General features: G+C 42.5%; 11 protein-coding genes. All 11 read right to left on the bottom strand.

Annotation, left to right across the window (positions count from 1 at the left end; translation table 11 throughout):
• Positions 1 to 9: 9 nt before the first annotated feature.
• Positions 10 to 2,193, bottom strand: a complete 2,184-nt coding sequence (locus tag DWW86_RS11145) for a methyltransferase (protein WP_117943149.1) — start codon at positions 2,191 to 2,193, stop codon at positions 10 to 12.
• A complete protein-coding gene (locus tag DWW86_RS11140; protein ID WP_072522983.1) occupies positions 2,193 to 3,452 on the bottom strand; it encodes an ABC transporter ATP-binding protein in 1,260 nt (419 codons plus the stop codon). The genes DWW86_RS11145 and DWW86_RS11140 overlap by 1 nt, the downstream gene beginning before the upstream one ends.
• A gap of 12 nt (positions 3,453 to 3,464) precedes the next feature.
• Positions 3,465 to 4,271: an ABC transporter permease gene (locus DWW86_RS11135; RefSeq protein WP_072522982.1), complete on the bottom strand. Its 807-nt coding sequence runs from the start codon at positions 4,269 to 4,271 to the stop codon at positions 3,465 to 3,467.
• Positions 4,268 to 4,837 carry a dTDP-4-dehydrorhamnose 3,5-epimerase gene (gene rfbC, locus DWW86_RS11130; RefSeq protein ID WP_015543311.1) on the bottom strand — a complete coding sequence of 190 codons (570 nt, stop codon included), beginning with the start codon at positions 4,835 to 4,837 and terminating at the stop codon, positions 4,268 to 4,270. Before rfbC ends, DWW86_RS11135 begins: the two co-directional genes overlap by 4 nt.
• A gap of 1 nt (position 4,838) precedes the next feature.
• Positions 4,839 to 5,717, bottom strand: coding sequence for a glucose-1-phosphate thymidylyltransferase RfbA (gene rfbA / locus DWW86_RS11125; protein WP_072522981.1), 879 nt, complete (start codon positions 5,715 to 5,717; stop codon positions 4,839 to 4,841).
• 36 nt (positions 5,718 to 5,753) lie between these two features.
• Entirely contained in the window at positions 5,754 to 7,073 is a 1,320-nt protein-coding gene (locus DWW86_RS11120; protein ID WP_117943147.1) for a D-alanyl-D-alanine carboxypeptidase family protein, read from the bottom strand.
• Between the two features lie 199 nt (positions 7,074 to 7,272).
• The gene (gene rfbB, locus DWW86_RS11115; RefSeq protein WP_072522979.1) at positions 7,273 to 8,355 is read right to left on the bottom strand and encodes a dTDP-glucose 4,6-dehydratase; all 1,083 of its coding nucleotides are present in this window, start codon (positions 8,353 to 8,355) and stop codon (positions 7,273 to 7,275) included.
• 55 nt (positions 8,356 to 8,410) lie between these two features.
• A complete protein-coding gene (locus tag DWW86_RS11110; RefSeq protein ID WP_117943144.1) occupies positions 8,411 to 10,996 on the bottom strand; it encodes a L,D-transpeptidase family protein in 2,586 nt (861 codons plus the stop codon).
• A gap of 33 nt (positions 10,997 to 11,029) precedes the next feature.
• On the bottom strand, positions 11,030 to 11,293 hold the full coding sequence (locus DWW86_RS11105; protein WP_072522977.1) for an HPr family phosphocarrier protein: 264 nt from the start codon (positions 11,291 to 11,293) through the stop codon (positions 11,030 to 11,032).
• A gap of 13 nt (positions 11,294 to 11,306) precedes the next feature.
• Complete coding sequence (locus DWW86_RS11100; RefSeq protein WP_117943142.1) at positions 11,307 to 12,587, bottom strand: CdaR family protein; 1,281 nt, start codon at positions 12,585 to 12,587, stop codon at positions 11,307 to 11,309.
• Positions 12,565 to 13,452, bottom strand: coding sequence for a diadenylate cyclase CdaA (gene cdaA / locus DWW86_RS11095; protein WP_117943139.1), 888 nt, complete (start codon positions 13,450 to 13,452; stop codon positions 12,565 to 12,567). The genes DWW86_RS11100 and cdaA overlap by 23 nt, the downstream gene beginning before the upstream one ends.
• Between the last annotated feature and the right edge of the window lie 3 nt (positions 13,453 to 13,455).

Raw genomic sequence — 13,455 nt, 5'->3', positions numbered from 1 at the left:
AATAATCCCCTATTTCTTTTTAATACTCCGGTACAGTTTCCATGCCTTTGTATTTTCCATTTCATGAATCTGGCGGTGCAGTCTCTGTATCTCCTGATCTTTTTCAGAAGCAATCCTCGAAAAGCTCTTCCAGAATGCATCCTGTGCTTCTGTTTCTTTCATCACTTCAATCTCTATGTGAAGTTTTCCTGCATTTTCCGGCAGATTTTCAAGAACAAACTGCGGATCTCCACCTCCAAAATAATATCTGTCCGCTCCCATCGGGAACCCATTCGAAGTAAAAACAGCTTCTTTTCCGTTTTCAAATGTCAGTTTCTTAAGAATCAGTCCGCCGGCTGCCTCACCCGGATCAAGACGCAGTCTGCGTACATCGCCCGGAACAGCAATACAAAGATCCAGCCCGGATCCTGCCATCGGATAAACATCAGAATCCGCTTCCGAAAAATCACTGCCTCTGTCATAAAATACCTGCAGCCTTCTCAGTGCAAACGCTGCACGGATTCTCTCATAATATGCCGGCACATCCACCTTGCCCGGTGAAACCTCATCGTACATGGAACGAAGCGGTACATGTTTTCCTTCCATATACTTCTGGAAATTACGCTCCATCTCCGCATAAATTTCCAGTTCTTCCTCTGAAATTCCGGCTTTTTTATAAAAATCAAACTCGCGCAATACTGCACGCTTGCCATCGCTTTCCAGATAATAATGAATCATTCGATAGAGAATGAAGTTGCACGGAACCGGGAAACGGAATGTCCATTCATAATCGATCACCGATACTTCAGAATCCTGAAGCAGAATATTTGCCGGAACCAGATCGATATTGGATATACCACTGCAATGATAATTTTCCTCCAGTGGAGCATCTCCAAATACCTCGATAAATTCCGGTGTCTTAAAGAATATCTCACCTGAATGGATACGGCGTACTTTATCAATATAAGTAAAAAGAAGTTTTTCCAGTTCTTCATTCTTGCCCCGCTCAAGCAGGCTGTCCAGACGTGCTTCCAACGTCTCACCACTTAAGTATTCCAGTACAACTCCATCAGCTTCTGTCCTGCAGGAATTCAGTTTCAACCCTTCCCTGCGATAGAAACCGGAAAGTTCTTCCTCAATCTTCGGAAGGGTTTTTATATGCGCTTTGGCTCTGGTATCTGTCGGAACCTTGCGCACAATTCTTTCTTTCTTATTATTTTCGCAGATTTCTGTGATGATTGAAAATTCAGGCGCCCGCTCATTGGAAAACTTCGCATAGACCGTACTGGTCTCTATTTTTTCCTTACTGATCAGAAGCAGAAAAGAATTGGCAAAATCCGGATACATCTCATTTGCAAGCAATGTATCATATACCGAAGACTCCTGAAAGAGCTGCAGACGAAGTCTGTCGTAGTTCGTCTCCAGACGGTTCAGCTCACCCTTCAGCGGAAGACGGCGGTCAGAATAAACCGTCATCGGAAGCTTGTAATCCGGGAATGGATAATACCATTCTGCCTGCAGATCACCGGCATCGGAAAGGATCTGCATAAACTCTTTTCTGGAAAAAGTTTTAACACCTTTGGTCGTCGGATAACCTTCCAGCCCTTCAAAAAGTGTACCAAAATGGTCTTCCGTGCATCCTGCCCAGTATTTAAGCCCAAGACGGTTTTCGATTGCAAGGACGATCTTTCCGTCCGGTTTCAGATGCTTTGAAATAATTTTTAAGAAATCCACATACGGTGTATCGCTCTGGATATAAGCTTCTCCATATTCAAAAACCCCGATCAGGGTAATGTAATCATATTTTTCTGTAAGTGTTTTTTCAACATCCTGAAAATTTCCCATCAGAATTTTCAAATTGTCACAGTCACGGTGTCTCCACGCGTTGATCTGACTGCGTTTCCTCGAAAGCTCGATACATGTCACCTGCTTTGCCTTCTTACAGAGGGCACCGGTAACCGCACCGCATCCGGAACCAATCTCGAGAACATTTTCCTCCCCGGTAAACGGAAGCCAACCCAGAATGTTTTCTCTGATATGAGAAAAATGATAGAGAATCGGCCAGCTTGCACGCTCCGCGATCACCTGATTCCATTCTTCTTCACGGTAATTTCGCGCGATCTCCAGCATCTCGTCTTCAATTGCACCATCTGTATATAAATCTTTGCCCGGATAAAGTGTGTCATCCAGAAGAACCTGTCCGATTTTTTCCATTAATCCTCATCTCCACAGTAGATTTCTACTTTTGAATTCATATCATAAAAACCAACGGTATTCTGCGTTGAGATAACCGTGATATTACATGCATCATACAGTCTGTGAAATACCGTAAAATCACCGTCTTTGTAGCCGGTACATCCGAAAGAAAGCAGATATTCTCCACCCTGCAGAAACATGTCCTGTGTGAAGGTTACAGTACACACATCCCCGGCGTCAGAATGCTCTACGTGCATTTTCTCAAACATGGTATTCGTTCCGGTAATCTCTGTTCCACGGATATCCTTGAAAGTATATGCCATGATCGGCTCCTGAATGTTCTCATGGAATTTCACACGCATCTTGATCGTAAAAGTAGATCCTTTGTCGATAGTGTTGGTATAGTTGCCCTTTTCATCCATCACGACAAAATCCGTGATCTCTGCCAGCTTGCTGCCATATTCAAGCATATTCGGATTGACCTGGAATTTCTCATTCCAGCTTTCACGCTTTTTCTTTTCGTTTTCGGCTGCTTCTTTCGCCGGATCCTGTCCAACCAGAAGCTGTTTGTACATATCAACCATCTTCTTCGGAGAACCTTCCGCCAGCTTTACACCTTTATTGAGAAGGACTACACGGTCACAGTATCTGGAAATACTGCTGAGATCGTGGCTTACAAAGAGAATGGTTCTTCCCATATCTTTAAATTCTTCGAATTTACGATAACATTTTGCCTGGAAGAACACGTCACCGACAGAAAGCGCTTCATCGACTATCAGTATCTCCGGGTCAATGTTGATTGCAACAGCAAAAGCCAGACGAACGAACATACCACTGGAATATGCCTTGACCGGCTGATGTACAAAATCGCCGATGTCTGCAAAATCCAGAATATCCTGTAGTCTGGCATCAATTTCTTCTTTTGAAAATCCCATCATCGTACCGTTGAGATATACGTTCTCAATTCCCGTATATTCCATATTAAATCCGGCGCCAAGTTCAAGCAGTGCGGAAATTCTTCCATCAACTTTCACTTCACCTGCGGTGGGATTCAACACACCTGTGATGATCTTGAGGATCGTGGATTTACCGGAACCGTTCGTTCCGATAATTCCCACCGTCTCTCCTCTTTTTACTTCGAAATTTACATCCCGGAGAGCATAATGCTCTCTCACGGGAACTTTAAATCCAAGCGCTTCACGCAGTCGGTCTGAAGGCTTGTTGTATAGTTTATACATCTTGTCCAGATGCTTTACTTCAATTGCAAATTCACTCATTCTACTCTCCGTTTACAGTACATCTGCAAAATGTACCTGAAGTTTTTTAAACAATCTGGTTCCAAGGAAAAATACGGCAATCGTAAATACCCAGAAATAAAGGGTAAGTACCGGATGCTGCCAGATTGCCACCTTGTTAATCAGAGAATCACGATATCCCTGTACAATATAAAAGACCGGATTCAGTTTCAGTATTTTTGCAAGGATGCCGCCCAGTCCTAGGTCATTGAAATCCCACATGATCGGTGTCACCCACACCCCTACCTGAAGTCCGATGTTGATAATCTGACTCAGATCACGGAAAAATACAACCGCTGCACTCGTCAGATAAGTCACTGCAAGGATCAGCATAAAAATGCAAAAGCTATAATACAGAAGCTGTATCGCATACAGACTCGGTGGATATCCCATAAAAGTATAGATCAGCAGTACGATAATGATAAAAAATGCATGTACAAAAACCGCTGAAAATACTTTCACAACCGGAAGGATCCGGATGTTGAATACAACTTTTTTGACCAGATAATTGTATTCGAGAAGTGCATTCGTTCCTCCAATCAGTCCTTCCTGAAAGAAAAACCATGGAATCAGTCCCGCGATCAGCCACAAAACAAAAGGGACTCCCTTGTCTGAGCCATTGCGAAGTGCAAGTCCGAATACAAACCAGTATACGCAGATCGTTACGATTGGCTGGATAAACGCCCAGATTGTTCCGAAATAAGAACCGGCATATTTTGTTTTAAAGTCATTTTTTGCCAGAGAAAAGACTAACTTTCTGTTTTTGTAGATCTCTCCCGGCAGCCATGTCTCGTTTTTCAATCTTTTTTACTCCTGTTGGCAGTGTACTCTTTGAAGCTTCCCCATTTCTGGTCTTTGTCAGAAAGAATCAGTTCCATACCTTCCGGGATCGGCCATTCTACACCAATATCCGGGTCATTGTATGCCAGACCGCCTTCATCGTTCGGATGATAGAAATCTGTACACTTGTATGCAAATTCCGCTGTATCAGAAAGCACTACGAATCCATGTGCAAAGTTTTTCGGAATAAAAAACTGCTTTTTGTTTTCTGCTGACAGAAGCACACCATACCACTGTCCATAAGTTGCAGAACCTTCGCGCAGGTCAACGGCAACATCAAAAACTTCGCCGCTCACTACACGCACCAGTTTATCCTGCGGATAGTTGATCTGGAAATGAAGTCCACGCAGTACACCCTTGCGGGAGCTTGACTGATTATCCTGTACAAACTCCATGTCGATTCCTGCTGCTTTGTAATCGTTATAGTTATATGTTTCCATAAAGTAACCACGCTCATCCCCGAATACAGTTGGTGTAATTACTTTCAGTCCTTCGATATGACAGGTTTCTACTGTGATCTTACCCATTTTATAATCCCTCCGCTACTTCTATCAGATATTTACCGTAAGCTGTCTTGAGAAGTGGCTGTGCCAGTTCTACAAGCTGTTCTTTTGTAATAAATCCACGTTTGTATGCAATCTCTTCAATACAGGAAATATAGAGTCCCTGACGTTTCTGGAATGCGGCTACAAAATCTGCCGCATCAAGAAGAGAATCATGGTTTCCGGTATCCAGCCATGCAAATCCACGGCCAAGTGTCTCAACCTTCAGTGTACCTCTGTTGAGGTATTCGTTGTTAATGCTTGTAATCTCAATCTCGCCACGTGCAGATGGTTTAACATTTTTAGCAATTTCAACAACATCATTGTCATAGAAATACAGACCCGGAACTGCATAGTTTGACTTCGGATGCTCCGGTTTTTCTTCGATAGAAAGAGCCCTGCCATTTTCGTCGAATTCTACTACACCATATTCACGAGGATCTCTTACATAATAGCCAAAAATAGTTGCACCTTTTTCTTCTTCGGTACGTTTGTAAGCATTCTGCAATACTCTTGAAAAGCTCTGACCATAGAAGATATTGTCGCCAAGTACAAGTGCAACAGCATCGTTTCCGATAAATTCTTCACCAATGATAAATGCATCTGCAAGTCCTCTCGGCTGCTCCTGAACTGCATATTCAAAGCGCATGCCAAGCTGACTTCCGTCTCCGAGAAGGTCACGGAAGACCGGAAGATCTCTTGGTGTGGAAATAATCAGGATCTCGCGGATTCCTGAAAGCATCAGAGTTGATAACGGATAATAGATCATCGGCTTGTCATAGACCGGCATGATCTGTTTTGAAATAGCTTTTGTTAACGGATATAATCTGGTTCCTGAACCACCTGCTAAGATAATTCCCTTCATAAGGTTTCTCCTTTTTTCTTTATTTATTTTTGTCTGTTAACTGTTTTTAAAATGGAGTGCGATCAGAAGTCCGATCAGGACAACGATCATTGCACCACCAATGATCAGAAGCATCTTTACAGTTGAAGAAAGTCCTTCTGTGTGCATTTCACTGATCTGATCCTGAACAGATTTTTGCTCAGATACTGCAGTGTCATTTGTATCGGTTTCGTCTGTCTGTACTGTTGTTGATGTGCTTTCTGTTTCTGAACTTTCCGGCACCGTCGTCTCCTTCGCTTCCTGCACCGGTTCCGGAGTCGGTGTATCTTCTACAGTCACATAACCTACAAACTGCCCCTGATAATAGTACTGATTTAGTGTTCTCGTTCCCTTTTCTTTGCTTTTCATCGTAAGATCAGCGACCGTCACACCTTTCGGTACTGTCATTGCCTTTCCATCAACTTCAATGCTGTCAAAACTGTTAAATGCATAATCAAACAATACTGTACTGTCCGCACAGTTGATACCAAGATCTGCATCACGCATAGTTACTACGATATAAGTTCTTCCATTTCGCTCTGCAACCGTAGCAAGACAGTTCTGTGCTTCTGTGGAAAATCCTGTCTTTCCACCAATACAGCCTTCATAATACAGGCTGGACTCTTTTGCCAGAAGTGGTACGTGAGTATGCATTGGTCTCGCAGCACTTAAGTTTGTTGCCGGAATTGTATAGTTCACTGTTTCCAGAACTTTGCGGAATCTGGCATTCTTAAGACCGGCTCGCATGATCTTCGCAAGATCCTCGGCACAGGAATAATGATTTTCGTCTGGAAGACCACTGGCATTGACAAAATGAGTATGCGTACATCCAAGCTGCCTGGCTTTCTGGTTCATCATATCCACAAAGTTTGCTTCTGTACCACCGACGTATTCTGCAATCTGCGCACAAACCTCATTTGCAGACTTAATATATGCGGCGAACCAGCAGTCCTTCATAGTCATGGACTCACCAAGCTGTGCATTGATGTTGCTGCTGTCCCAGGTCACATCGCGAACTCCTGTTTCCGTAAACGTCACAATATCCTTCGGTGAGCTGTTTTCGATTGCAACAAGAAGCGTCATGAGTTTTGTTGTACTTGCAGGATAACGATATTCATCCATTCCTTTATCATACAAAATTGCTCCTGTATCTGCATCCATCAGAACAGCTGTCTCGGAAGTTACAGCCGGAGCTGCCGGCCAGTTCACTATACTATCTGTAGCAACCGCTGCCGGTGTGCCATTGGTCGTTACCATAGAAGCCTGTACCGTACAAGAAGACACCAGAATCACCACAGCACCTACTCCTGCCGCAATCCGGTATATTCCTTTATTCATCTGTGTACCTCCACTATTAAACTAAATTCAAGTCTCTTCTAACGCAAGACATATCTCATATTATTTTCGCACAATCATAGAGTAAATTCAATGCCTATTTTCGCCAAAATAGTCTTCCTCCTTATCTTCTGAAAGAAAAAATGCTGTAATTCCCTGTTAAACCCGGGAATTACAGCATCTTAATCTCTATAAAAGATGACTATTTGGTTTTGTACATTTCCTCATAATATTTCTGATAGTCGCCGCTGGTGACATTCTTCATCCAGTCTTCATGCTCGAAGAACCACTGAATTGTCAGGCGAATACCATCTTCAAAACATGTCTCCGGATACCAGCCAACTTCTTCTTTAATCTTATCCGGCGCAATTGCATAACGACGGTCATGCCCTTTACGATCCTCTACATATGTGATCAGCTTCTCACTTACAAGAGCTTTACGCGGATCATCATCCGGAAGCATTTCCTGTAATGTATCCAGAATAATATGGATGATCTGAATGTTCTGCTTTTCATTGTGTCCGCCAATGTTGTAGGTCTCAAACAGACGGCCTTTTTCCTGCACCATGTCGATTCCTTTTGCATGATCCATTACATACAACCAGTCACGTACATTCTTACCATCACCATATACCGGAAGTTTCTTTCCCTGAAGTGCATTGTTGATGATCAGCGGAATCAGTTTTTCCGGAAACTGGTACGGTCCATAGTTATTGCTGCAGTTTGTAATGTTTGCCGGGAATTTGTAAGTATCCATATAGGATTTTACCAGCATATCGGAAGATGCCTTGCTTGCAGAGTACGGGCTGTGTGGATCATATGGAGTAGTCTCATAGAAGAAGCCACCGTCTTCCTCAAGGGAACCATATACTTCATCTGTAGAAACATGCAGGAATTTTTTGTCCGGCTTGAAAGTTCCGTCAGGAAGTTCCCATGCAGATTTTGCAGCATTCAGCATAACCAGTGTACCAAGTACATTTGTCTTTACAAATACCTCAGGATTGCGAATACTTCTGTCTACATGACTCTCTGCCGCAAAGTGAACAACACGGTCGATATCATTTTCATCAAAAATCTTCATGATTGCTTCACTGTCACAGATATCTGCTTTTACGAAAGTGTAGTTGTCGCGATTTTCGATATCCTTGAGATTCTCAAGATTTCCTGCGTATGTCAGCTTATCTACATTAATGATGCGGATCTCGTTGTCATATTTCTGGAACATGTAATGAATATAGTTGGATCCGATAAATCCTGCTCCACCGGTTACAAGGTATGTTCTCATATTTTCTTTTCCTCCTGAAAAGCGCTCTCCTTCGGGGAGAGCGCATTTTATTTTATTAATTATATGCCGGATCAGTCGGATCGAAGTTCTTAGAACCACGAAGTGGGGTAAGTGCTTTTCTTCCGAGAGGTCCCTTTCTTGCTTCATTGGACTGATATACACCATCAAAAATTGTGATTTCAGAACCATTGCAGTTATCATATACCCATTTTGCATCTGCTACGCAGCAGCGGATACATCCATGAGATGCCGGATTTCCAAGTTTCAGATATTCTCCAACCGGAAGATTATGGTCATTCATCTCACTGCATGCAACAGAGTGAACGTAAATGCCACCGACAACCCATGATCCGTACTGTCCCCATGACGGTCCCATCAGCGGCTGCCATCTGCCTGCTCTCTTAATCGAATAGGTTCCTTTTGGTGTCGGGGTGCCCGGGTTACCTACAGAAACACGGATAGTCTTGATCGGAATCGTGCGATCCCTGTTTGCATATACAGTCATAACACCATTGACACGATCACAGCTCAGATAATATTTGCTGCGTCTGATCTCGCCTGTTCTGTCGTTAACTCTGTAGCCTCTTTTATCAAAACGATACTGGATACCATTGATTACTTTTACAGTATTAAATACATATTTTCCTGTCTTTGGATCCATATAACGAACAAGATTTCTGGAGCTGTTTACCACAACCCATCCTGCTTCGATGAAACGTCCTCTTTCATCCAGTGTACCATACGTATCACCACGTTTGATTCTCCGGTTGGTCAGTGCTACACAATTTTTGAAATAGAAATAATATTTCTGTCCACCACAGCTGATTCTTCTCCAGCCATTCACATAAAGTGCACCGCTGCTGGATGCGCAGTAATACTTGTTATTAAATTTAATCCACTGACTCTTATAAACCTTACCTCTGTATGCCGTTTCGCTGGATCTCTGGAAGAAGTAATATTTGTTTCCAATCTTTGTGACACCACTTGCCATGGAACCATCTGCTTTGTAGTATCTGTCACTGACCCATCTGTCAAAAAGTATGTTACCGTTGCTTGAGAAATAGTACCAGCCCATAAATTTACCATTTACTGTAACCTTCTGAATACCATGTTTCTCATCAACACAGCCGGCTGTTCTTCCGAAATAATAGTATCTGTTTCCGGCACCTGGACATTTTATCCAACGGTTTCTCCATGTTCCACGTCTTCCGTCACTTACAAAGTAATATCTGCGGTTTCCGTATTTAACAAGTCTATTTTTGTATACGACACCATATTTATTTGATAAGTAATAGTAATTATTAGCAGCCTTTACCATCTTACCCTTAATAAGATATCCATTCGCGTCAAGAAGGTATGAATTACTGCTGTTTGACAAAACTTTGTATGCTCCGGTTCCCTTTTTCTGATAACGTCCGTCAGAACCGAAATAACGCCACATCGTGCCCTTTTTATCAGTTGCACTTGCCCACGCATTACGCACCATTTTGCCAGGAACAACCTCTGCATTAGATGCTTTGCGGAAGTAATAGACCGCTTTATTGACTGTGCGCATACCTACATAAGGTTTACCACCGTCAAGCAGAAAATAGGATTGTTTATTAATTGTATAGATTTTATTTGCGGCGATTTCTGTCTGTTTACCGGCATCTCCATAATAATTAAATGCCTTATCTGCGGTATTCCATGTCCATGTCTTGATAATTCTCTGACCCAGTTTAGAGTTGTAAGGTGTTTTCTGATCTGTATCAAGATCACCGGTAACTTTTACCTCATTAACCGTTTTGAAGTAGTAGTAATCATTTGACACTTTACTTCTTCCGGTGAGCATATAACCATTTTCATCAAATGCATAATACCCTGTACAAATCTCATCACCATTGTCTTTCAGTGCAGTAACTTTAACGATGCCATCTTTATCGGTAAAATAGTCGGAAGCTGTCTGTTCTGCTGTCTCTCCATCCTGCACATCTTCGGCAGTTTCTTTCTGTTCTGCTGTTTCCGGCATATCCTGTACATCAATAGTATCTTCTGTTATATCTTCTTCTGAAGCATCTGCTGTCTCTTCGTTCTGAATGTCCTGCGTATCTTCATCAACTAAAAAAGCCTCATCTTCTACTGCATTTTCATCTGTTACCGCATCTGCTTCGGAAGTCTCTGCTGTCTGTACGGCAGGATTTACAGAAACAGGTTTTTCCAGTTTCCATTTACCGTTTTCAGATTTCCACCGAGTATATAAAAGGGAAGCTTCATTACCTTTTACCACTTCATTTAACGTCTGAACTGCAGTATCTTCTGTGCAAGCAGTCACATCCTGCTCTTCAAACGAAATTTCAGTTTCTTCACCTTCTGCACTGAATGCATCAAAATCCGGCTCCGTCTCATCTGTTATATCAACGGCATCCGCATTCGCATCCTCATCTGCCCCCATGTCGATCTGCACATCATCGGACGCAGCTTCTTCAGAATCAACATCAGCTGTATTGTCCGAGGGACTTTCAGCTTCTGCGTCATCAATCACTGCCACGTCGGAAGCATCTGCCTCAGCAGCAAACTCAGCCTCGCTGGCCGCACTCGCCTCCGCTGCCATAGACAAACACATTGTCAAGCTCAACATTATTGCCACAATTCGTTTCTTCACAACTACTCCTCCTATTTCCCTTTTGTTAAAAATCTATTCACCAAGACCTCCGCTGATTGCATCAGTCAAAGCTTTCATTGCTTCCTGCTCATCTGCTCCATCGCAGATCAGTTCAATCTCATCACCACATTTTATACAGGCACCCAGAACACTCAGAACGCTTTTTGCATTGGCAGTTCCACCATCATATTCAAATGTGATTGCAGATTGATATTTCATTGCTTCATTACACAAATTTCCGGCTGGTCGTAAATGCAAACCCGACGGATTATTGATCATAATTTTCTGATTGACCATCTGTTGTCTCCTGTCAGTTGTTTTCTTCGGCTGTGGAAATCACAGAGACCTCCACGCCCGTTGTCACATCATCTACAAGTTCATATCCATCCGGGATTTCAATGCTTACCGGCACCTCATGACTGCCTTCTCCTACATCACTCAAATCTATGGATGCTTTTATCTGATCTTCTGTAAGATCATCAAGTGAACTGTCCGTCTTCTGGACACGAACTTCTATATTAGCTGTATCAAAAGATACCTGCATACCATCCGGTGCATGATTCACCACGATATTTTTCGTAGGTACTTCGCATACACTGCTTCCCATCGGCAGTACATTTACTCTTACAAATACATCTTCGCTGGAATCACTGGTCAGTTTCAGACCATCCGGAAGATAATCTGAAATATTGATCTTCTCTTCGAGATCACTGTCCCTGTCAGAAATGTCCGCTACATAGTCAGGAATTGTGATCGTATTATTCTGATCTTTCAAAGTAGCAAGTGCCTCTTCGCTTCCGGCAACACTTATCACATTCGGTGTGGTACTTACACTTTCCACCTGATAACCGGATTTCGGAGAACCGCTGTAACCTGCTTTGATTTTGACGTTTGCCTGTACTTTCCAGAGTTTTGCAGTTACATATACCCTTGAAACATTCAGGTAGCCCATATCTGAATCCGTAAATTCTTCACCATTTTTATCTATAATCTTGACATCTTTTTCTGTAGTGATATCTTCTGTTGCTCCATCTACATCAATAGACGCATTTACTTTATCTATTTTATTAATCAAAGACGTCGGACCTGTAATCTTGATTTTCTCCGGATTGGAAGTTAGCGTTCCTATCTCATACCCTCTGTCAGGCTTTGTATTATCTGTTGTAACATTAACTACAAATTCCTGTGTATCCTTATCCTCCAGATGAAGGCTCAGATTCTGAGGACTGACTTCTATATTATCCTGCATAATATGGTCACATAATACTGTGATCGGAACCATTACCGGATCTGTGTTCAGACTGACCGCCTGCTGAAGATCTGCCACTGCCCGAATGTTATTCACCGATATTTTGTCAAGAATTTTCCTCTGTGCCTTGATCGTTACACGAATCGGAACCTGCTCTTCATCCTGCATACACATCTTACCATCGGCATCTATATACGCTTCATTCAAAAGCTGCACGTCCGATATAACAAAAGATTTCGTTCCGATCGGATTGTTTATGTTTACTACAAGCAGCCACACCAGGATTGCAATCACAAAAGAAAGAATTTTCAGACCCAAATTATTTCCCAGTTTTTTCTTCATGCTTCACTCTGCCCTTCAATAACTGTCTGAATCGGTTATTATCTACAACTTTTTTGTTCTGCGCTTTTTCCAGAACTTCCCGCAATTGTGTACTGCTGATATTTCGGATCAGTCTGCCTCCCTGCGCCACAGATACCTGTCCGGTTTCTTCTGACACAATGATCGTAACGGAATCTGTTACCTCACTGATACCCACACCGGCACGGTGTCTTGTTCCAAGCTGTTTGCTGAGTTCCATATTATCAGAAAGCGGCAGATAGCAGGTAGCTGCCACAATGCGGTTTTCTCTTACAATGACCGCTCCATCATGAAGCGGCGTGTTGTGCTCAAAAATGTTGATCAGAAGCTGGCTTGTCAGAATCGCATCGACATTAATACCGGTTCTGATATACTCGTCCAGGCGGATCTCCTGCTCAATGACGATCAGTGCACCGGTCTTGACCTCTGCCATATCATAACATGCCTTGATCAGCTCATTGACTGTCTTGTCTGTAAAACGTTCCTTTACTTCCTTTCCTGCATCAAACGGAAGGATCGATGCCATGATTTTTTTCTGACCAAGCTGTTCAACCACCTTACGTAGTTCTGGCTGAAAAATAACAACAATTGCCGTAATCAATGCACCGGCAAGACGGGATACGATCCAAAGGATCGTATTCATCTTAAAAATATATGCTATGATCAGAAATGCACCGATTACAAGGAGACCTTTAAGCAGAGTATATGCACGGGTAAATTTGATCCATACCATAAACTGATACACAAAAAATGAGATCAGAATAATTTCAATTACATCGATAATACTGACAGACGGCAGATTGATATCTGATAAGTACCTTGCCAATATATCTGTAATATTTCGCATAAA

It is taken from the genome of Ruminococcus sp. AF17-22AC (genome assembly GCF_003460065.1).
In the GTDB taxonomy this organism is placed as follows: Bacteria; Bacillota; Clostridia; order Lachnospirales; family Lachnospiraceae; genus Blautia_A.
Note: the sequence above shows the minus strand (reverse complement) of the source record. Positions and strands in the feature narration are given on the sequence as shown.